The following is a 22,059-nucleotide window of genomic DNA, read 5'->3' on the forward strand; positions in this document are numbered from 1 at the left end:
GTCGCGTGAAGAGAGTGATTGGTTTTCTTAGTATTCTATTTTTAGTTTTGATTGGCTACTATTTACAGCCGGTCCTCTTTCCTCCTACACAGAGAAAGGTGTCGGTCACGACAACGAATCAAGTAGTTAGACATAAAGCTTTGAAGCACCAAACAATTAAAGCGGAGGGGTATGCAAATTATATCTCTCGGCCAATTGAAACTTTTGAACAGAAGTTTGGGCAGCCAACGAAGATCGAGGATAGTGGTTTCTTTTTTCAAACTCGGGATTACACATTAGATCAGGGAATTCTAGAGGTAAATGTGGAGGCCGGCAAAATCAGTGCAATCAAAGTAATGGCGAAAAAAGCTGATGTCAAGCCATTTAAATTTGGAATGACCACTAGCCAGCTTTCAGATCAAATCAATTTATCTGCAGATTTTGCTTTAAGCTATGATGAGGAACCTGTAGCAATTGAATTAAGCGAGAGTGATATGCGTTTTCGTCCGTTGGTTGCGTTTGACAATGACACGTTCGCAATCCTTTTTTTCAATGGAGAAAATGAGAAGATGGTTGGAGCCGTTTATTTAGACATCGAGAATTTGCTTCGGTTGATGCCTTATCAAATAAACAGCGGTAATCCTTTAGCAAATCGTGTGCAGGAAAGTAATCTTGATTGGAATGTCTTGAATCTGCAAAAGCAAGAACGACTGGTTGATTCTATTAATTTCTATCGGACAATGTATAAGTTAGACAATTTACCAACAGCAGAAAAGCCGATGGATGACAGTAAGATACTCTTAAAAAATTTTTTAACAGCTCCTAAAAAAATACTGAATTCTGACCGTTTAGAAGAGTGGCAAACTGATCAAGGTGCACATTTGAGTAATTTAGCATTTGAATTATCATTGACTGAGTTTAAAGATTTAGCAAAAAATACGAAAATTGATTATGAATATGGTTTTTTCTACTCACCAATGGTCGATCCTTTATTCAATCTATTTGATTGGATAAGCTATGAGCATTTGGCTGAAGTTATTACGACTGCGGATTTAGAGCTTGGCGTTGCAATTAATCAGGAAAGTGTGCTAGTCTTGTTACAGGAACCAGAAAAAACAGAGGATAGTGAATAGTTTGATTATTAATGAAGCTTTTTTTCAGCTAGAAGATCAGAATCAAGCATTGATTCGAGAGATTTTAGCGAGCCAAAGCTATAAATGCTATCTGCAGGCAAAAAAAAAGATGAATGAGTGCTCAGAAGTAATAGAGCTAAAAAAAGCATTTCAAGCTGAAAAAAACAGATTTGAAAAAATTGCAGAGTACGGGGAATATGCGCCTGATTATCGTCAACAACAGCGTAAAGTTCGTACTAGTAAACGAGCGCTTGATTTGAATGAAAAAGTAGCAGCGTATCGTTTAGCTGAGACTGATTTTCAACAGATGTTAGATGAAGTCGGCGAATGTTTGGCAAAAACCATCTCACCGCAGATAAAAGTTAATGCCGGGAACCCTTTTTTTGAAACAGGGAATCATGGTTGTAAGGGGAATTGTCATGGATAATACTGAGTTCGTAATGCAAAAAAGACGAGGAATAATCGTTTGGGTCTATTCTTTGAAGCAATTAAAAACTTTGAAACGATTTGGTCTAATCCATTTTGTTTCAAGAAAAATGAAATATATTGTTTTATATGTAAACGAAGAAATTGTTGAAGAAACAGAAGAAAAGTTGCAAGGATTGCATTTCGTACGTCAAGTGGAACGTTCATATCGACCAGATATTGAAATGAATTTTGCGGATCGAATCGGAACGAAGGCAGCTTATCAAGTTAAAGATGACGATGAATTGGATGTCGTGGAAGCTAATACAAAAATTCGATTAGCTGAAACAGTCTAAGTAAGGTGAAAAATGTCTGATTTATTCAAACATTTTTCATCTTTTTCTTTGATAATAACAATATCAGAAGAACTATGAAGTAATGAGAGGGGCATGCAAATCATGCGAGTGGTTGCAGGTGAATTTGGTGGTCGTAAGTTAAAAAGCTTAACGGGAAATAATACACGGCCTACAACAGATAAAGTAAAGGGTGCCATTTTTAATATGATCGGACCGTATTTCGACGGAGGTGTTGCGTTAGATTTATTTTCTGGGAGCGGTTCGCTTGGAATCGAAGCTGTCTCTCGCGGAATGGACAAAGCAGTTCTAGTGGAAAAAAATTTTCGGGCTATGGAGATTATTCGTGAGAACATCGCTATGACCAAAAATGAGAACGCGTTTCAATTAATGAAAATGCCAGCAAATCAAGCAATTCAGCAACTAGTTGCTAATGAAACGCAATTCGATTTAGTACTTTTGGATCCGCCATATGCAAAACAAGAAATTGTAAAGCAAATTGAAATGCTTCTCCAAAATAATTTACTGACTGATACAGTAATCGTAGTGTGCGAAACAGATAAAGAAGTAGTGTTGCCTGAAACTATTGGTAATTTAAAAGAACGTAAACGCAACAATTATGGGATCACCGCTGTAACAATTTATGATTGGGAGGTTTAAGATGAAACGAATCGCACTTTTTCCTGGAAGTTTTGATCCATTAACAATGGGACATTTAGATACGATTGAACGTGGTGCCAAATTGTTTGATGAGTTAATTATCGGTGTATTTATCAATACTAATAAAAAAAGTTTCTTTACCTCAGAAGAAAAACTTGCTATCGTAAAGGAATCGGTCAAGTTGATTCCTAACGTACGAGTGATTACCCAAGAAAATGAATTGACAGTTACCGTCGCAGAAAAGCTCGGCGCAAAATTTTTATTACGGGGTATCCGGAGCATTAAGGATTATGAATATGAAAAAGAAATTGCCATAATGAATCATCATTTAGATCAGGAATTGGAGACAGTTTTTTTGTTAGCAGAACCTAAATATAGTCATATAAGCTCCTCAATTCTAAAGGAAGTTTGGACTTTTAACGGTAATGTCAAAGAATATCTGCCCGAAGCTGTTTATCGGGCGTTGGAAGAGAAGCGTGAGAATAGTGAAAAATAATAAACTTGTCAAACGATTATTACTTATATTTTTAGCTTTAGCACTGGTGGCTTGTGTGATTGTACCTATTCCTTACTATATTGAAGAACCAGGAGATACGATCGATCTAAAAGAATTAATCACAGTCAATGATAAAAAGGATGAACATAAAGGGTCGTTTAGTTTGACATCAGTCGGTATACGACGAGCAACAGTTTTTACAGCTTTAAAAGCTAAGGTTGAACCTTTTCATGAAATTATTTCTGTGGACGAGTTGACAGGAGGCGCTAGCGATGACGAGTACATGCAAATTCAAAAATTTAACATGGAAACGTCTCAAAACTTTGCTGTCGAACAGGCTTTGAAATTAGCTAATAAACCATATGAAATGGAATACAAAGGTGTCTATGTTTTAGGTGTAGAAAAGAATTCAAATTTTTCAGGAATAATCAGTGTTGGAGATACTGTAACGAAGGCTGATGGGAAAACATTTACTAGTAGTGAAGACTTTATGAAATACGTGAAATCACAAAAAGTCGGTCAAAAGATGAAAGTTACCTATATCCATGATGGTAAGACAAAAGAAGCAACGGAAAAATTAATAAAACTTCCGACTGATAAAAAGCCGGGAATCGGTATTACATTGACAGATCATACAGAAATTGATTCTGATGAAAAAGTGAAAATTGATGCTGGCGATATTGGTGGCCCATCTGCTGGATTGATGTTTACTCTAGAGATCTATGAGCAGTTAGTTGACAAAGATCTTCGACAAGGCAAGAAAGTCGCTGGTACCGGAACTATTAATTCCGAGGGTGAAGTAGGGCGCATCGGTGGCATCGATAAAAAAGTTGCCAGTGCTGCCGCTGACAATAACAAAGTGTTCTTCGCACCTGATGATAAAATCACCAAAGAAATGAAAGAAGCACAGCCGTGCATCAAATCGAATTACGAAGAAGCCAAAGCAGCGGCTAAGAAGTTAGATACAGATATGAAGATTGTTCCAGTGAAGACGGTCAAAGATGCGTTGGATTATTTGGAAGCAATGAAATAATCTGAGCTTACTAAAAACCATGTAAATAATCTTTTCGCAGGAGAAGATTATTTACATGGTTTTTCATTTACAGAATTATGAAAGAATCGTTATTGTATTATAATGTGCAATAAACGCATGGCATTTCTTGCTGATCAATAAACCGCTAACGAATATTTATGTAACCAAAGGAAGGATAAAGATACGATTATAAAGAAAGAGCTTCAGAGAGTTGAGAAAAAACTACCACTGTTATTGAAAACAGATGATTTTATTTGTCTACTTCCGCACAAAGAAGTTGATGTCTGATTGCTTTACTATTGTACTAAGTGGTGGTGCTATTATCAGTGTTGAGTATGATTATAGGAATGTATCTATTCAGCTAGAAGGTTCCAGAAATGAGATTCACATTTCTGGTAAGCAATCAGATTAGCTTGTGTTACTTGTAACGATTGAGTTTAGACTAGCTGGACACTGAGATTACTCAAAGTGATCTGCTCAACAAACTCTTCTCATTGGATTTGATTTATCCAAAATTGGCAAAACTTTTTGCTAATACAATTGAAGATGCAAACAGTATACACGAGTTAGCTGTTAACTTAGACAGACTTATGTTAGCGCATTTATCTGAAATGATTCATCCGTAGTTGAGTTATGCGGTTGGTCAACTTGTGGAGTGTGCTGGTGATATGAGTATAAAATTGGCTGATGAAGTTCATTATAGCGAACGGCAATTAAATAGATTTTTTAAACGGCAAGTAGGAATCAATAGTAAATCGTTTGTACGATTGGTCAGAATCAATTATATGATTCCTTTTTAACTCTGGTCTCTGATTTCATCGGCTGCCCCATTTACTCGTGATTTTAAAGCCGTTTGTGGCGTTAGCTCGAAAGATTTCCGGTAAAACATGTCCGATTTTTACATCAATCCTAAGAAGATATAACTTATACTTTATTCAGAAAAATAAAAGGTAGGGGTATAATTATGAATCAAGAGATTGTTGGTAAGGCTGAGAATCAGGCAAAAGAATTGCTCGATGCAAAAGAGTACGTGTCTGTTTCGGTAGTGTGGAGTACTGTATTAATTTAGTTGGTGAGATCAAATTTGTTACTGATGAATCAAAAAATGAGACATGGTATGGAGGATTGGAAGATTCTTTCAAAGGGCCAAATGCCCCTAATTATGTTGTTCTCAAATTCACTTCAAAACGGTATAAATTTTTTTGGATTAGGAAGAAACTGAAGGTACATTATAAAGATACACCCTGAAATATTTTTAGGGTGCTTTTTTGAGCTTTAATACAAACCAATTATTTAAGTAAATTTGAAAAAGACAGAACTTATTTTGACGTACCTTTATGTAAAGGAGGTTGTTATGAAAGAGTATTTGAGGAAATATCCGTATTTATTTCTGATACCAGTATGCTTGACTGTTATTATCATTTTCTTTCTTACTAAAGAACCAGAAAAACAAGAAGTAGATCCAGCGGTTTTCTCTACAGAAACTAGCACAACTGAAATAAGTGAAATCAATAGTCAAGAATGGTACGTCGATGTAAAAGGTGCAGTCAAAAGAACCGGAATGTATCGTATTACACAAGGAATGCGCTTAATGGATGCGATTGATCTGGCAGGAGGTTTCACGGAGGACGCCGATCAAAACCAAGTCAATTTCTCCAAATTATTAATAGACCAGGAAATAATCTATGTACCAAAAGTCGGTGAAGAAGTTGCAGTAATTAATGAAATAGGGCAAGCCGCTTCTAGTACAACGACTTCTGGTACACCCCTAAAAATTAATATTAATACGGCAGATGCAACAGAATTACAGGAATTATCAGGAATCGGTGAAAAGAAAGCGGCTGATATTATCAAATATCGCGAGGAGAATGGCAGTTTCCGTGCGGTAGAGGATTTGATTAAAGTATCTGGCATAGGTGAAAAGACGCTTGAAAATTTGAAAGACTCGATTACAATATAAGAAAGATGAAAGTGAGGACGAACAATTTGACAACTGAAAGAATACCTTGGGATCAATATTTCATGGCGCAAGCCGTTTTACTATCATTGAGAAGTACATGTACCCGTTTGGAAGTAGGGGCAACGATAGTAAGAGATAAACGAATCATCGCAGGAGGGTACAACGGTTCTGTCAGTGGTGATGTTCATTGTGTGGATGATGGTTGTTATCTCGTTGATGGGCACTGTCTGCGGACGATCCATGCTGAGATGAATGCTCTGCTTCAATGCGCAAAATTAGGCATTGCCACAGATCAAGCGGAAGTATATGTAACTCATTTTCCTTGTCTAGCCTGTACCAAAGCGTTGTTACAGGCGGGTATCAAAAAAATTCACTATCTTAAAGATTATCGTAATGATCCTTATGCTATTGAATTGATTAACCAAGTAGGGGCCAGTGCCCATCAAGTCCATTTGGAAAGCAAATATTTTGCTAAGCTTCAGTTAGGAGAAGATGCTGCCACATTGCCAGAAGGATAGCTGCGGTCCGGAATTACCTGATATTACCGATCCTGACAGCAATTTTATTGACGAGTCTAATTTATCAATTTAATTTCTGGATGCTGTTACTATTATGCATTCTATTTCTTCGCATTTGCTGTATGAAAAGCCGTAAGATGTTGATTCTGGCTTTTTTGTGCAGTTTTTTTCTGGGTTTACGAACCTATTGTTATGTAAACCATATAGAAACGACTCCTGATATAATAAATAATCAAATTCTGGAAATTCAAACTGATTCCGTAAAAATTGATGGAATTTTTTTAAGGATGACCGGGAAAATCAAAGGAAAGAAATATTTAATTTATCATTCACTGAAATCACCAGAAGAAAAGAGAATTTGGGGAAAAAAGAATCTGCCCAACAGTGCAGTAATTAATGGAGAAATAGAGAAGTTCGATTCAGCCAGAAATCTAAACGGTTTTGATGCAAAAAAATATTATTTTAGTTTAGGCTTCAGTCGGATTATTCAAGTTAAAAATTTGAAGCCATTCAAATCTAAAAGATTCATTTTGAGCAATGTTAGACATCACTTGATTTGGACAATTGATCAACATTATTCTAAACGACTTGCAAGCTATATCAAGGCATTAGTGATTGGATATAAGGATGCAGAGTTTGGGGAGTACTCAGCAATATATAAAACTACTGGATTGCTTCATTTGTTCACCTTGTCTGGACTGCATATCCAGTTTTATTTGGGAAGCATTCATTTGTTACTGAAAAGGGGCGGATTAGCTAGAGAATCACGATTAGTTTTACTATGTCTAATAGGATTTCTGCTGATTTTCTTAACAGGAAGTGGGTTTAGTACCATCCGTGCTGTTTTAAGTTTTCTGATTGGCTTTGCTTGTTTAACATTTGATGTATTGCTTTCTAAACTTGATCAGTGGAGCTTGATGCTATTTTTACTCGTTTTTTGTTTTCCCTTAGTATTTTGGTCAGTGGGAGCACAATTGAGTCTGTATTTTGCTTTACTGTTATTGTATCTGAATGATTTACGGTCAAATGTGTGGCATCAGATGTTCCTTTTCTCTATTTTATCGCTACCGATTCTGATATATAGTTTTAGTGAGTGGAATTTAACGGGAGGATTATTCACAATATTATTGTTTCCGATTTTTGAATGGTTGATTCTTCCCAGCTGTCTGCTGCTCTTCGTTGGATGCTTTCTCCCTATACCACAGATATTTGGCAATTTAACGGAGGTTCTTTTTTTGTTTCTCGAAAAAATGTTAGTATTTGTCGACATCCCTCCCTTAACTACTGGCAGACCAATATTTTCTATTTTTTTGCTTCTTTTGTTGTTAGTCCTTATAATTATAGACCGATTGAAATATCGTCAGAATCGTTTTTTTTTATTAGGAATTGCTGTCTTTCTTTTATTCTCAATCTCTTTTTCAGCAAATGGGATAGTTGCATTTGTCGATGTCGGTCAAGGTGACAGTATTTTTATCAAGTTGCCTTTCAAGCAAGAAACATTTTTGATTGATACCGGGGGACGTTTGATTTTTAAACAAAAGCAATGGCAAAATCGTCAGCCAAAACAAATTTCGGATTATAATCTATTGCCTTTCTTGAAATCTTTGGGCTGCAGTGAGATTGATCATTTATTCGTAACTCATAATGACGCAGATCACATGGGTGAATTGTCCCACGTTTTAAATGAAGTAAAGGTAAAAAATCTTTACTTGGCTCGCGGTTCTCAAATCGAGTTGCAAAATTTGTTAAAACAAACAAAAAATACCAATATCCATTTGATTAAGCGCGGAGATACGATTGGAAGGAAATTGAAAATTCAAATACTTTCTCCAGAGAAAAGTGAAGGAGAAAATAATGATTCACTAGTTGCCTATTTTCAATTAAATCAGCAACGTTTTTTACTTACAGGTGATTTAGAGACAATTGGCGAAGAGAATCTATTAAAAAATTATCCTCAATTAAAAACTGACTTTTTAAAAATCGGACACCATGGCAGTAATACTTCCACAAGTGAAGAGTTTCTAGAAAAAATCAAACCTAAATATGGTATTATTTCTGTAGGTCAAAAGAACCGTTATGGTCACCCAACAGAAGAAACGTTACAAAAATTAAATACCCATAAGGTGAAGGTTTTACGAACTGATCAGCAAGGGATGATCTATTATCAATGGTCAGCAATAACCAAGCGTGGAAGAATCAAGACTCTAATAGATTTTCTTAATTAGTCTGAAATCGCAGAGTTATGACAAACTTAAATAGATAACTTGCTATTTTTAATTAGTGCTTATTACAATTTAGAAAACTAATACAAGTTTGCCGAAACGAGGCTTGGTACAAAACAAATGAATGAAACGATTTAATACAATAATCGGACAGCTTAGTTAAATTGTTAGAGGGATAGGCAGCATCCTCTTTTTTAATTAAAAATAGACTTTAGTGCGAGTTAGGAGTAATTGAATGAATACACAGGAAGCCCTTCAGCAAGTCAGAACATCCCCTTTACAGCCGATATATTTGGTTACGGGGACAGAAGATTATTTGATTCAAGAAGTGCGGCAAGCTTTTATGGATCGAATGAAAAAGGATAACTTGGAAGAGTTAAATTTTATGACCTTTGATATGGAAGAAAGTGGCTTAGGAGCAGTTATTGATGAAGCGGAAACACTACCATTTTTTGGAGATTATAGATTGGTTTTTGTTGAGAAACCTTATTTTTTAACTGGTGAAAAGAAAAATAATGTACCCGATCAAGATGTTGACGGATTATTGGATTATTTGAAACAGCCGTTGGATACATCGGTAGTGGTCTTTTGGGCTAACTACCCCAAACTTGATGCACGAAAAAAAATTACTAAAGCACTAAAAAAAACAGCTGTCATTGATGCGGCACCACTGCAGGAGCGTGATTTACGCAATTTTTTACAGCGTTACATCAGTAACGAAAATGTTAAAATTTCAAAAGAAGCGTTCGATCTATTTCTTCGTTTGACGGATTTTGATCTTTCAAAATCGATGAATGAAATAGAAAAATTACTGTTATTAGCGGGAGATGGTGGAACTATCACTCTTCAGTTAGTAGAGGACTTAGTACCCAAAACGTTGGAACATAATATTTTTGAGTTAACTGAACGAATTTTGAGGGGCGACGCAGCCAAAGCTTACCAAACATATGAAGAGTTGCATTTACAAGGTGAAGAGACAATCAAACTGACTGCGATTTTGATCGGGCAGATTCGTTTGTTGTTACAAACTAAAATATTACAAAAAACTGGTTACCAACAGGCAAATATAGCTGAGACTTTAGGGGTTCATCCATACCGTGTAAAATTAGCGATGCAGCAAGTTGCAAAATTTCCATTGGAGTTGCTGGTTTCAATGTATGATGAACTGGTCGAAAATGATTATGAGGTAAAAACTGGACAGGCGGATAAAGAAATGGTTTTCCAGCTGTTTATCTTGAAGACAACCGAGAAGATTAAAAAATAAGAAGAAGCAAGGTTTTAGAGTCGAAGTTTTATATACTATAAAAGTACTGACTGACAAATTATTTTGTCTCGTCAGTTCTTTTTTTATTTGTTGGATGAAGAAAATATATGTGTTTTTTGACAAAAAAAGCAAGAATACAGCTTGTGAGAAGTCAAAAAAATAAAAAAACGCGAATAACTGGTCATCAATCGAAAAATTAGAATAAAAATCTCTCAGCAATGTTTAATAATTCACATTTTTAAGGTATGATAATACAAAGGTGGTAATTACCTAAAGCTAAGCGGCAGAAGGGATTCGGTGAGAATCAATCTCAATTAGAACACAGTTTTCAAGATGTCGAATCGATAAATGATATGTCCAAAATTCTATTTTTAATTCGATAATAGTCAGCTTGTTCTGACTTTATATATGCACCACAAATGTATAAACCTAAAAAAGAAAGGATGAATGAAATGACATTAGCAAAGATCGTTTATGCAACTAACACAGGAAACACAGAAGGAATCTCTGAAATTCTGGAGGATGCTTTTGAAGAAATCGGCGTTGACGTTGAACGCGTTGACGCAGATGATGCAGAAGCAGATTTTTATGAAGATGCGGATATCTGTGTCCTAGCTACTTATACTGATGGAGATGGCGAGTTGCCTTTTGATTTAGAAGATTTCCACGAAGAATTACCAGATGTAGATCTATCCGGAAAAATCTATGGTGTAGTAGGAAGTGGAGACAGCGAATTATATCCAGACTATTTTTGTCATGCAGCGGTTGCTTTTGATGAAGCGTTTGCGAAAACCGGGGCTAAAAAGGCAGCAGAAACTGTGAAAATTGAGAACGAAGCTGATGACGAGGATGAAGAAGTGTTGAAAACATTTGTGAAAGCTTTGGTGGAAGCAGCGGAATAAGAGACACATTGGAAGAATGGAGTGAGATTTTGTTTAAAGTATTAGAACGCAAGGAACTGGCGCCAACTGAATATGAAATTTTAGTTGATGCACCACGAATTGCCAAAAAAGCACAGCCTGGCCAATTTGTGATCTTGCGAATTGACGAACAAGGTGAGCGGATTCCGCTGACTGTCGTTGATACAGACAAAGAAGCGGGTTGGGTACGCTTAATCTTTCAAGTGATCGGCAAATCGACAGCCCAACTCGCAACAGTTATGGCTGGTGAAGCCTTAAAGGATATTGTTGGGCCATTAGGTAAAGCGACTGACATTGAAAATTATGGCACCGTTCTCTTAGTTGGGGGCGGAGTTGGTATAGCTGCATTATTCCCAATCGTTAAAGGCCTAAAAGAAGCAGGAAATCGTGTAATCACTGTTCTTGGAGCAAAAAGCAAAGAACTATTGATTTTGCAGGAGGAATGCGCAAAATATTCTGATGAGCTGATTCTGATGACGGATGATGGATCTGTTGGACAAAAAGGCTTGGTTACCCAAGCGATGGAAGATGTGTTTAAGCGTGAAAAAATTGCAATGACTTGGGCTATCGGACCAAGTATCATGATGAAATTTTGTACACTAACAGCGCAAAAATACGAAGTGCCAATCTATGTTTCCTTAAATCCAATTATGATCGATGGTACGGGAATGTGCGGTGGCTGTCGCGTGACAGTTGCGGATTCTATTAAATTCGCTTGTGTTGATGGACCGGAATTTTTGGGTGAAGAAGTTGATTGGGACGAGTTCGTCAACCGAATGCAACAATATCGTCCAGAAGAATTACTAGCTAATGAAAGATATGAAAAGCAGGTGAGTTCAAATGGCTAAACGCAGTTACACAAAGACACCGATGAGGGAACAAGCTCCTGAGGTTCGAAATCAAAATTTCGATGAAGTTGCTTTAGGTTATTCACTGGAAGAAGGACAGCTAGAAGCTAGTCGCTGTTTGCAGTGTAAGAATGCGCCCTGTATTGCGAATTGTCCAGTAATGATCGATATCCCAGGATTCATCAAAGCGATTGAAGAGGGAGATATGCCTCAAGCTTATGAGGTTTTAAGCCGCTATACAAATTTACCTGCTATTTGTGGACGTGTATGTCCTCAGGAAAAACAATGTGAGATGGTTTGTCGTTTAGGTCGTTCTAAGAAATTTGAACCAGTAGCAATCGGAAAACTAGAGCGACTTGTTGCGGATTGGGCTTTAGAACAGCCAGTTGAGTATAAAGACAATTCAGGAAACAAAGGCCAGGTAGCGGTGATCGGTTCTGGTCCCTCTGGATTGACAACGGCTGGTGATTTAGCGAAGTTAGGTTATGATGTCACTGTCTATGAAGCATTACATTCTCCTGGAGGGGTGTTGACTTACGGGATTCCAGAATTTCGTTTGCCAAAACGTATCGTGAAAAAAGAAATCGAACGAATTGTTGCTCAAGGAGTAAAAATTGAAACAAATGTGGTAGTTGGCAAAACGATCACAATGGATGAGATCATTACGGAATTTGATGCTTGCTATCTATCTGTAGGCGCCGGAGCTCCAAGATTCCAAGGAATTCAAGGAACATCACTAAATGGTGTTTATTCGTCAAGTGAATACTTAACAAGGGTTAATTTGATGCATGGCTATCAATTTCCGGAGTATGACACACCAGTTCAAAAATCAAAAAATGTTGTTGTTATCGGCGGCGGAAATGTTGCGATGGATGCGGCGCGTTCTGCTAAGCGTTTAGGTGCTGATAAAGTATCAATCGTTTACCGTCGTTCATTAGAAGAATTGCCTGCTCGCGAAGAAGAATATCATCATTCTGTCGAAGAGGGTATTGAATATCATTGGTTAAGCAACCCTATTGAATACATAAATGATGGCACTGGTCGATTAAAAGCTGTCAAATGTGTACAGATGGAATTAGGTGAACCAGATGAATCTGGTCGTCGCAGACCAATAGTGATTCCTGGCAGTGAGTTCATTATTGAAGCAGATACAGCAATTGAAGCAATCGGACAAGGTGCCAATAAAGTTTTATTGGATACTTTCCCAGAACTAGCACTAAATAAGTGGGGCTATATTGATGCGGATGAAGAAACTTGTGCGACTTCGATCCCGGGCGTTTTTGCTGGCGGAGACATCGTAACAGGTGCAGCAACTGTCATCTTAGCAATGGGTGCCGGCAAAATCGCAGCAAATGAAATTGATCAATATATTCAAAAGACAAAGCAGGAGCAATTGGTCTAAGCGAGGTGCAAATGATGAGAACAATGAAAACAATGGATGGAAATACAGCTGCAGCGCACATCTCTTACGCGTTTACTGAAGTGGCTGGCATCTATCCGATCACTCCTAGTTCAACGATGGCGGAAGTCGTTGATGAGTGGGCAGAACAAGGACGTAAAAATATTTTTAATGAAACAGTCAAAGTAGTTGAAATGCAATCTGAGGCAGGTGCAGCCGGAACGGTTCATGGTTCGTTGAAGACCGGAGTCTTAACTACGACGTATACCGCTTCACAAGGTTTGTTGTTGATGATTCCAAACATGTTCAAAATTGCCGGTGAGTTGCTGCCAACGGTGTTCCATGTGGCGGCACGTGCGGTTTCTACTAATGCACTAAGTATTTTTGGGGACCATAGTGATGTAATGGCTGCTCGTCAAACTGGTTTTTGTATGTTGGCTGAAGGCGGCGTTCAAGAAGTAATGGATTTGTCGGCAGTTGCTCACTTATCGAGTATTGAAGGTAAATTGCCATTTATGAATTTCTTTGACGGTTTTAGAACAAGTCATGAGTTGCAAAAAATTGAAATTATTGAGTATGAAGATTTGAAGGCAATGATGAATTGGGAAGCATTAGCTGAATTCAGACGATTGGGCATGAATCCGAATCGTCCGAATGTTTCAGGTACGGCACAAAATCCGGATATACATTTTCAGCAAAGAGAGACAGTCAATCGTTATTATGATGAAATGCCCGCGATTGTGCAAAAATACATGAATAAAATCAACGAACTACGGGGAACGAATTACGATTTGACTAATTATTACGGAGATCCAGAAGCGACAGAAGTAATTATCGCGATGGGCTCAGCTTCACCGACGATCCAACAGACAGTTGATTATCTAAATCAAAATGGTCGCAAGGTCGGGTTCCTAGATATTCATTTATATCGTCCTTTTCCAGCAGAAAACTTGTTGGAAAAATTGCCAGATACAGTTCAAACTGTTGCAGTTTTGGACCGTACAAAAGAACCAGGGTCAGATGGCGAACCATTATTGCTTGATGTTCAAAGTGTTCTTTATCGTCATACAAACCGTCCGGTCGTTATCGGCGGTCGTTACGGTATCGCTTCAAAAGATGTGACACCTGACCAAATATTGGCTGTTTTTGATCATTTATTGTTGCCAGTCGCGGACATGAAGCAGCGCTTTACTGTTGGAATCAATGATGATGTGACTAATCTATCCTTACCAATGAGTGATGTTTTAGACTTAACTCCGAGATCAACTTTCCAAGCGAAATTCTGGGGACTGGGTTCTGATGGTACTGTTGGTGCAAATAAACAAGCCATAAAGATCATCGGTAATAATACTGATTATTATGCACAAGCTTATTTTTCTTATGATTCTAAAAAATCAGGCGGGTTGACGAATTCTCACTTGCGTTTTGGTAAAGAGCCAATTCTTTCTACTTATAATGTAGAGGCAGCTGATTTTGTGGGATGTCATAACAGCGCGTATATTCACCAATATGATTTGGTAAAAGGCCTGAAGGATGGCGGGACATTCTTGTTGAATACTGTTTGGGATGAAGACAAAGTCAAAAAATTATTGCCAGGCAGGATCAAACGCTATTTAGCTGAACATAATATCAATTTCTATATTATTAATGCTATGGAAATTGCACAAAAAACTGGCCTGGGCGGTCGGATTAATCAAGTCATGTCAACAGCATTTTTTGAACTGACGGATATTATGGATCAAGAAACCTATTTGCCGTTACTTAAAGCAGAAGTAGATGCGGCATATGGAAAGAAATCTAAAACGATCGTCGAACGTAACTGTCAAGCTATTGACGCGACTGTCGCAGAATTGAAAAAAATTGAAATTCCAGCAGAGTGGGCCGAGATTGAAGTGAAGTCGCTTGTAAATGCTGAAGACCAAAACAAGCCAGCATATATTCGCAATATTTTAGAACCAATCAATCGCCAAGAAGGAAATCAACTTTCGGTAAATGATTTGATCGAAAATGGTATGTTAGGCGGTGTGATGCCTTCTGGAACAGCAGCGTATGAGAAACGTGGAATTGCTTTAGAAGTTCCTGAATGGATTTCTGAAGCTTGTACAATGTGTAATGAGTGTGCTTTTGTTTGCCCTCATGCAGCGATTCGCCCATTTTTGGCTAATGATGAAGAAATGGAAGAAGCGCCTGAAGGGTTCATTACTCGCGACATGCGAGGTAAAGATGGATTCAAGTATCGCATCCAGGTATCGTTAGAAGATTGTACAGGTTGCGGGCTTTGTGTAGAAGCCTGTCCTGCGAAAGAAAAAGCTTTGGTTATGCGATCTTATGAAGACCAAAGAGAGCAAGCAGTGAATTGGGCCTTTGCAATGACCTTACGTCAAAAAGATAACCCAGCGAAGAAATTCTCAGTTAAAGGCTCTCAATTTGAACAGCCATTGTTAGAGTTCTCTGGGGCTTGTGCGGGTTGTGGAGAAACACCTTATGTGAAGCTTTTGACTCAATTGTTTGGTGACCGCATGATGGTCGCTAATACAACGGGATGTTCTTCAATTTGGGGAGGATCGGCGCCAGCGACACCATATACTGTCAACCAAGACGGTTGCGGTCCAGCTTGGAGTAACTCCCTCTTTGAAGACAATGCTGAATATGGATTAGGAATGCATACGGCAAACGAGACTAAGCGAAACCGATTGGCCAATAAAATCTTGAAAGCTTTGGAAAAAGATCTTGGAACAGAGGATACCAGAGCCCAATTACAGGATTGGCTAGACCATATGCTAGAAGGCGAAGGCAGTCAACAAAGGGCGGCTAAACTGCGCGCTGTTTTAAATGAAGAAACGGATGCAGAGCTTCAATCAATTCTTGAGGATAAAGATATGTTTGCGAAACCTAGTCAATGGATTATTGGTGGAGATGGTTGGGCTTATGATATCGGCTTCAGCGGGATCGATCATGTTCTAGCATCAGGGGAAGATGTAAATATCCTGGTAATGGATAATGAAGTTTATGCCAATACAGGTGGACAAATGTCGAAAGCCACGCCATCAGCAGCTATTGCCAAATTCGCAGCTGGCGGGAAGAAGACTAAGAAGAAAGATCTTGGTATGATCGCCATGACTTATCGCGATGTTTATGTTGCACAGGTGGCGATCGAAGCGAACCCAACGCAAGCGTTGAAAGCTATTCAAGAGGCAGAAGCTTATCCTGGACCGTCATTGATTATTGGTTATACACCTTGTATCAATCATGGTATTCGCGGCGGCATGAGTCAATCAATCGAAGAATCCAAGAAAGCAGTGGAATCAGGATATTGGCCTCTTTATCGCTTTGATCCTATTCGCGCACAAAAAGGCAAAGATCCAATGCGTATCGACTTCAAGAAAACTGATTTTAGTAAAATGAATGCTTTCCTTGAAGGGCAAACACGTTTCTCTGCTTTGCATAATATTAAGAAAGATGAAGCATTAGTGGAGGAAATGTTGAATCAAACAGTAGAGGATATGGAAGAACGCGTTAAAAGTTATACGGAGTTAACAAACAAATAGGTGAGTAGCACCAGTACAATTTATGCTGGTGCTATTTTTTTATAAAAATGGACAAATAAAAAACCGATCAAACGATCGGTTTTTATTATTTAGCTAATTTTTTAGCAAGACGTGCTTTATCGCGGTTTGCTTTGTTTTTGTGAATCAAACCTTTTGATTCAGCCATATCGATCGCTTTAGCAGCTTCTTTGTAAAGGTCGTTCATATTTTCAGCGCCAGTAGCAGCAGCATCTTCAAATTTCTTAACAGTAGTGCGCATTGCGCTCATTTGTGATGAGTTCTTAGCGTTAGCAACTTCGCTAGTACGAACACGTTTAATTGCAGATTCAATGTTTGGCATGGATTTCACCTCCGAATTCAGTCTTATACGGTTAGTACCGTACAATTCAACATTACTCATTATACATAAAGCCGCTTTTCAATGCAATAAAATCGTGACAAGTTTTTTTCCTTAACAGAAATTAAGAAGAAATAAGTAGAAAAAAGAGGCAAATCAATTATTTTAAAGACGAAATGTATCCGATATGCTATCATAATTTTGGAAATAAAAAATTGGTGGTGCAGCATGAGTATTGCATTAGTTATTACAATTACATTAGTTATGGGTGTTGTTTTTGTCAATGGTTGGACTGACGCGCCAAACGCAATTGCCACAGCGGTTTCAACACGAGTGTTGAAACCTAATGTCGCCATTTGGATGGCGGTAGGGATGAATTTTTTAGGCGCATTAGTAATGACCTACTTCAATTCACAAGTCGCAGAAACAATTAGTAATATCGTTACTTTCGAGGGAGCAGGAAATGCTGCGCAAGTTGCGCTTGCGGCATCTCTATTTGCTATTGTTGTCTGGGCGGTTGCAGCGTGGTATTTTGGTATTCCTACAAGTGAATCTCATGCATTGATCGCGGGACTGACTGGTTCTGCGTTGGCAATGGGCGGATTGGAAGCGGTTAGCGGAACCGAGTGGATGAAGGTTATTGTAGGTTTGCTCGTTTCAACAATCATGGGGTTTGGCGGCGGTTGGCTAGTCACCAAGATTATCGTAATGGTGTTTCAAGGTGTCTCTAGACGCTTTGCCAACCATGTATTTACGATTGGTCAAGCAGTTAGTGCCGGGATGAATGCATTTCTTCATGGCGCACAGGACGGACAAAAATTTATGGGTGTTTTTATGCTAGGTCTTTTTTACAATAACCTGGCTGAAAAAACTGGAAATGGTTTTGTTATTCCTTTATGGGTAATGGTTCTTTGTTCAATAACCATGGGCTTAGGAACCTCTGTAGGCGGGATGAAGATTATTAAGTCCGTAGGTATGGATATGGTGAAACTAGAACGCTATCAAGGGTTCGCAGCAGATTTGAGCGCAGCTATCTGTCTCTTTCTTGCATCAGTCTTTGGAATTCCTGTTTCAACGACTCACACTAAAACAACAGCGATCATGGGTGCAGGTGCAGCAAAACGTATTTCAAGTGTGGACTGGAGTATCGTGAAGGAAATGATCAGTGCATGGTTGCTGACTTTCCCTGGATGTGGTGCTATCGCATTTGTCATGGCAAAATTATTTGTCGCAATTTTTTAAAAAGGGGATCAGATAATGGCTAGAAAAAAACAATTCGATTATTTTGGCAAGTTAGAACAAATGGCACAATATTCTGCTGAATCAGCACAATTATTATTGGACTTAATCATGGATTATTCCACTGAAAAGTTTATTAATAAATCTGAAGAAATTCATCTTTTAGAAGGACGGGGAGACCATATTTCAAAAGAGATCATGACAGAACTTTACGATGCTTTTATTACACCGATTGATCGTGAAGACATCGTGTTGATCACGAATCGTTTAGATGATATCTTAGATGAATTAAATGCAACGACCTATCTATTTGAGAATTTACTAGTGTATACGATCAGACCAAACACAGATAGATTTCTCCAGTTAATAGTAACTGCTACTACCGATGTTGTTCATGCAACGAAAGAATTCGCAAAATTTAAACATTCAAAAGTGTTGAAACAGTCTATTGAACAAGTGAGCCAAACGGAATCTGAAGCTGACAAATTATACAGCTCATTGGTGAAGGATTTATTTGCGAATGAAAAAGACCCGATTGAGGTCATTAAATGGCGAGACATTTATAATCACTTAGAAAAAATTACGGATGCTTGTGAAGCTGCAGCAGATATAATCGAGGGTCTGGTTATTAAAAATTCATAGTACAAAAAAAGCTAGAATCCTTTCGATTCTAGCTTTTTAATTTGCCGCTTTATATAGCGGACAGTCAGTACACTTTGTTTCATCAAGACTGACAAGATCTTTTAGTGGAATCAGCATTCGTAACCCATTCAAAATTACAAGAATGGTACTACCTTCGTGACCAACAACTCCAAGTGGTAGTGTGAGAAATTGAAGAAAATTACTTGCAATCAGTAAGAGGATCACAGATAAAGAAAACAAGATATTTTGTCGAACGATTCGTTTCATTTTTTTTGCTAATCGATGACTGTATATCAATTTAGTCAAATCATTTTTTATTAAGACCATATCGGATACTTCCATCGCGACATCGGTTCCTTCGCCCATAGCAATTCCAATAGTGGCAGTTGCTAAAGCGGGAGCATCATTGATTCCATCGCCAACCATCGCATTGACGTTATAATCAATTTGCTGTTGCTTGACTCGTTCAGTTTTATCCGCAGGTAAACATCCTCCATGGAAATCATTCAGCCCAAGTTGTTGTGCCACATAATTTGCTGCTCCCTCATTGTCTCCAGTGAGCATGACTGTTTCTACGTTTTGTTCTTGGAAATAAGTGATGACTTCTTTAGTATAGGGCTTTGGTAAGTCCATCAAAGCTAGTAATGCAACGATTTGTTCATTTTGACTAAGGACAACCACAGTTTTTCCTTCATCATGCCATTGTTCGATCAATGGGTGATTTTGATTTTTAGTTGGCTTTCCTAACTGCCAGATTTGATCTTGGTAAATCGTTTCTAATCCGAAGCCAGCTCGCTCTTCAACTTGTAGTACCAGAGCGGATTCATCTTTAAAAAAGCTGGTAATTGCTACTGCCAATGGATGGGTTGATTGGCGTTCCATTGAATAAAACAATTTTGGGATGAGCGGATCATCAGAAAAAGTTTTATAATCAGTTACTCGTGGCTTTCCTTGTGTCAAAGTCCCCGTTTTATCAAAAGAGATTGCCTGCAAATCGGCCAACTTCTCTAAAGTTTTTCCAGATTTAAATAATATCCCTTTTTTAGCACCGTTAGAAATTGCTGCTAACGTCGCTGGCGTAGCCGAAGCAACTAAAGCACATGGTGAAGCGACGACCAGTAAGACCATTCCACGGTAAAAACTTTCAGTGAAGCTCCAACCTAATAAAAAGTGTGTTAATAAAATCATCAAAGGAACAGCTAGTAAAACAATTTTGACATAAACATTTTCAATTTTTTCAATAAACGTTGCTGTAGCACTTTGCTCGTTTTGGGCATTCTTCACTAAACGTAGAATCTGTGCGAATAATGTATCATTGCTGGTTTTAGTCACTTCCAGAGTAAATGGTTGTCCTAGGTTAATCGTTCCGCTAAACGCCTCATCATTGACCAGTTTTTCTACTGGTACAGATTCCCCTGAAATTGCTGATTCGTCAATTGAAGAAGGACCTAACATTCGTCCATCGATCGGGACAGCTTTTCCTTTTGGTACAAAAACAAGATCTCCCAATTCTAATGTTTCAACTGGAACGGTGATGTGTTGGTTGTCAACAATTTTTAACGCCTCGTTAGGAGCTATATTCATTAAAGCAGTGATTTCCTTAGTGCTTTTGTTCGTGGCATATTCTTCCAGTGCGCCACTTAAACAAAAAATAAAAGTCAGCATTGCTCCTTCAAACCAGTTACCGATTAAACAAGCTCCAATTGCAGCTAGAGCCATTAGCAGATCGACATTCAATGTATGGTCATGTATCAATTCGCTGATACCTTCATAGGTTTGCTTCCAACCGCCGCTAACAATTGCGATAACGAAAAAAAGTGGATAGATGGGTTGAGAAAACCCAGTTAAGATTTTACCAATAATTAAAAATAGTAGACAGAAAAGGGTAGAGAGAAAAGCATTACGTTCTTTCTTACTCATAACTTTTCCTCCTTTCAATTTTTTTTTAGCGTATACGATTAGTAGAACTCTTAAAATGGGGCTGATGTTCTTTCACCATTATAGTAGCATACTATCTTATGTAAATGATAATAAAATTAGCTAATTGAGAACGAAAGTAATTATCAATTAGAATTGAGAATGACTATCATTAGTAGTTAATAGACGTAAAAGTGATTATTTCAATCGCTAATACAATAAAATTAGCATCATTTCAATTTATAATTAGTATCAATAAAATATGAGATGAAAAAAAGACCTGCAAAAAATGCAGATCTTACATAGCGATCAGCCAGTAGCCGATCAAGATAATTCCTAAGCCGATTCGATACCAACCAAAGGCCGTGAAATCGTTTCGTTTGATGTAATCCAATAAGAACTTGATGGCGATAATCGAAACCACGAAGGCCGTAACCATACCAACTAACAGAACAACAATTTCAGATGCGCCAAAAGTATTGCCCTTCATTAGAAATTTAACAATTTTTAATCCGCTGGCTCCAAACATGACTGGAATACCAAGAAAGAAAGAAAACTCTGTTGCCACAAAACGTGAGCTGCCAATAATAATCGCACCAAGGATAGTGGCGCCTGAACGTGAAGTTCCAGGAATCAAAGAGAGTAGTTGGAAAGCACCTACAATTAAAGCAGCTTTGTAGGTAAAATCATTTAAGTTTGTACACTTTGGTGTTTTTGTTTTATTATGTCGTTCAACTACGATAAATGCAATCCCGTATACGATTAACATGATCGCAACAGGTAAGAATTTGTGAAAATGCGCTTCTAAAAAATCATCTAACGGCAAACCAATCACAGCAGCCGGCAAACAAGCGATAATCACTTTGAACCATAACGTCCAAGTATCCTGTTTCTCCTCATGAGTTTTACTAGGAGCAAAAGGATTCAATTTACTGAAATATAAAACTACAACGGCTAAAATCGCGCCTAATTGAATCACGACATTAAACATTTCAATAAATGCGGGGCTCATGTTGAGTTTGATGAATTCATCCGCCAAAATCAAATGACCCGTGGATGAAATCGGCAACCACTCGGTTATACCTTCAACGATCCCAAGAATAATTGCTTTAAAAATATTGGCAATAAGCATTAAATGTACGTCCTTTCAAGTTAATAACAATAAACAGTATACCGTTTCGTCTAT

General features: G+C 37.9%; 19 protein-coding genes. 16 read left to right on the forward strand and 3 right to left on the reverse strand.

Annotation, left to right across the window (positions count from 1 at the left end):
• The first annotated feature begins 5 nt into the window (after positions 1 to 5).
• The 14 genes from IGI38_RS05400 (at position 6) to nifJ (ending at position 16,738) form a co-directional block, all read left to right on the forward strand.
• Complete coding sequence (locus IGI38_RS05400; RefSeq protein WP_438727623.1) at positions 6 to 1,112, forward strand: CAP-associated domain-containing protein; 1,107 nt, start codon at positions 6 to 8, stop codon at positions 1,110 to 1,112.
• Position 1,113: 1 nt separating this feature from the next.
• Positions 1,114 to 1,539 (forward strand): YlbF family regulator, encoded by a 426-nt coding sequence (locus IGI38_RS05405; protein ID WP_438730323.1) that lies wholly within the window; start codon positions 1,114 to 1,116, stop codon positions 1,537 to 1,539.
• Positions 1,526 to 1,873: a YlbG family protein gene (locus tag IGI38_RS05410; protein WP_438730325.1), complete on the forward strand. Its 348-nt coding sequence runs from the start codon at positions 1,526 to 1,528 to the stop codon at positions 1,871 to 1,873. The genes IGI38_RS05405 and IGI38_RS05410 overlap by 14 nt, the downstream gene beginning before the upstream one ends.
• Before the next feature lie 93 nt (positions 1,874 to 1,966).
• On the forward strand, positions 1,967 to 2,530 hold the full coding sequence (gene rsmD, locus IGI38_RS05415) for a 16S rRNA (guanine(966)-N(2))-methyltransferase RsmD (protein ID WP_438727626.1): 564 nt from the start codon (positions 1,967 to 1,969) through the stop codon (positions 2,528 to 2,530).
• 1 nt (position 2,531) lies between these two features.
• Positions 2,532 to 3,026, forward strand: a complete 495-nt coding sequence (gene coaD / locus IGI38_RS05420) for a pantetheine-phosphate adenylyltransferase (RefSeq protein ID WP_438727629.1) — start codon at positions 2,532 to 2,534, stop codon at positions 3,024 to 3,026.
• Positions 3,016 to 4,059 (forward strand): SepM family pheromone-processing serine protease, encoded by a 1,044-nt coding sequence (locus tag IGI38_RS05425; RefSeq protein ID WP_438727632.1) that lies wholly within the window; start codon positions 3,016 to 3,018, stop codon positions 4,057 to 4,059. Before coaD ends, IGI38_RS05425 begins: the two co-directional genes overlap by 11 nt.
• Before the next feature lie 1,354 nt (positions 4,060 to 5,413).
• A complete protein-coding gene (locus IGI38_RS05430; protein ID WP_438727635.1) occupies positions 5,414 to 6,019 on the forward strand; it encodes a helix-hairpin-helix domain-containing protein in 606 nt (201 codons plus the stop codon).
• 26 nt (positions 6,020 to 6,045) lie between these two features.
• Positions 6,046 to 6,537, forward strand: coding sequence for a ComE operon protein 2 (locus IGI38_RS05435; protein ID WP_438727638.1), 492 nt, complete (start codon positions 6,046 to 6,048; stop codon positions 6,535 to 6,537).
• Positions 6,538 to 6,824: 287 nt separating this feature from the next.
• Positions 6,825 to 8,762 carry a DNA internalization-related competence protein ComEC/Rec2 gene (locus IGI38_RS05440; RefSeq protein WP_438727640.1) on the forward strand — a complete coding sequence of 646 codons (1,938 nt, stop codon included), beginning with the start codon at positions 6,825 to 6,827 and terminating at the stop codon, positions 8,760 to 8,762.
• 232 nt (positions 8,763 to 8,994) lie between these two features.
• Positions 8,995 to 10,023 (forward strand): DNA polymerase III subunit delta, encoded by a 1,029-nt coding sequence (holA, locus tag IGI38_RS05445; RefSeq protein WP_438727643.1) that lies wholly within the window; start codon positions 8,995 to 8,997, stop codon positions 10,021 to 10,023.
• Between the two features lie 452 nt (positions 10,024 to 10,475).
• The gene (locus IGI38_RS05450; RefSeq protein ID WP_438727645.1) at positions 10,476 to 10,925 is read left to right on the forward strand and encodes a flavodoxin; all 450 of its coding nucleotides are present in this window, start codon (positions 10,476 to 10,478) and stop codon (positions 10,923 to 10,925) included.
• 29 nt (positions 10,926 to 10,954) lie between these two features.
• The gene (locus IGI38_RS05455) at positions 10,955 to 11,791 is read left to right on the forward strand and encodes a sulfide/dihydroorotate dehydrogenase-like FAD/NAD-binding protein (RefSeq protein WP_438727648.1); all 837 of its coding nucleotides are present in this window, start codon (positions 10,955 to 10,957) and stop codon (positions 11,789 to 11,791) included.
• Positions 11,784 to 13,193: an NADPH-dependent glutamate synthase gene (gltA, locus tag IGI38_RS05460; protein WP_438727650.1), complete on the forward strand. Its 1,410-nt coding sequence runs from the start codon at positions 11,784 to 11,786 to the stop codon at positions 13,191 to 13,193. The genes IGI38_RS05455 and gltA overlap by 8 nt, the downstream gene beginning before the upstream one ends.
• An 11-nt stretch (positions 13,194 to 13,204) precedes the next feature.
• Positions 13,205 to 16,738, forward strand: a complete 3,534-nt coding sequence (nifJ, locus tag IGI38_RS05465) for a pyruvate:ferredoxin (flavodoxin) oxidoreductase (protein ID WP_438727652.1) — start codon at positions 13,205 to 13,207, stop codon at positions 16,736 to 16,738.
• An 85-nt stretch (positions 16,739 to 16,823) separates the two neighbouring features.
• Here nifJ and rpsT read toward each other — a convergent pair whose 3' ends face one another.
• Positions 16,824 to 17,078 carry a 30S ribosomal protein S20 gene (gene rpsT, locus IGI38_RS05470; RefSeq protein ID WP_438727655.1) on the reverse strand — a complete coding sequence of 85 codons (255 nt, stop codon included), beginning with the start codon at positions 17,076 to 17,078 and terminating at the stop codon, positions 16,824 to 16,826.
• Positions 17,079 to 17,303: 225 nt separating this feature from the next.
• Here rpsT and IGI38_RS05475 point away from each other — a divergent pair, with 225 nt between their 5' ends.
• Both IGI38_RS05475 and IGI38_RS05480 read left to right on the forward strand, forming a co-directional pair.
• On the forward strand, positions 17,304 to 18,317 hold the full coding sequence (locus IGI38_RS05475; RefSeq protein ID WP_438727658.1) for an inorganic phosphate transporter: 1,014 nt from the start codon (positions 17,304 to 17,306) through the stop codon (positions 18,315 to 18,317).
• Positions 18,318 to 18,332: 15 nt separating this feature from the next.
• Complete coding sequence (locus IGI38_RS05480; RefSeq protein WP_438727660.1) at positions 18,333 to 18,956, forward strand: DUF47 domain-containing protein; 624 nt, start codon at positions 18,333 to 18,335, stop codon at positions 18,954 to 18,956.
• 36 nt (positions 18,957 to 18,992) lie between these two features.
• On the opposite strand, the gene IGI38_RS05485 is transcribed toward IGI38_RS05480, so the two are convergent.
• The gene (locus tag IGI38_RS05485; protein ID WP_438727662.1) at positions 18,993 to 20,876 is read right to left on the reverse strand and encodes a heavy metal translocating P-type ATPase; all 1,884 of its coding nucleotides are present in this window, start codon (positions 20,874 to 20,876) and stop codon (positions 18,993 to 18,995) included.
• A gap of 295 nt (positions 20,877 to 21,171) precedes the next feature.
• The gene (locus tag IGI38_RS05490) at positions 21,172 to 22,005 is read right to left on the reverse strand and encodes an undecaprenyl-diphosphate phosphatase (protein WP_438727664.1); all 834 of its coding nucleotides are present in this window, start codon (positions 22,003 to 22,005) and stop codon (positions 21,172 to 21,174) included.
• Positions 22,006 to 22,059: the final 54 nt, after the last annotated feature.

Origin of the sequence: Enterococcus sp. AZ128, assembly GCF_051714485.1 — a bacterium.
Lineage (GTDB): Bacteria > Bacillota > Bacilli > Lactobacillales > Enterococcaceae > Enterococcus_A.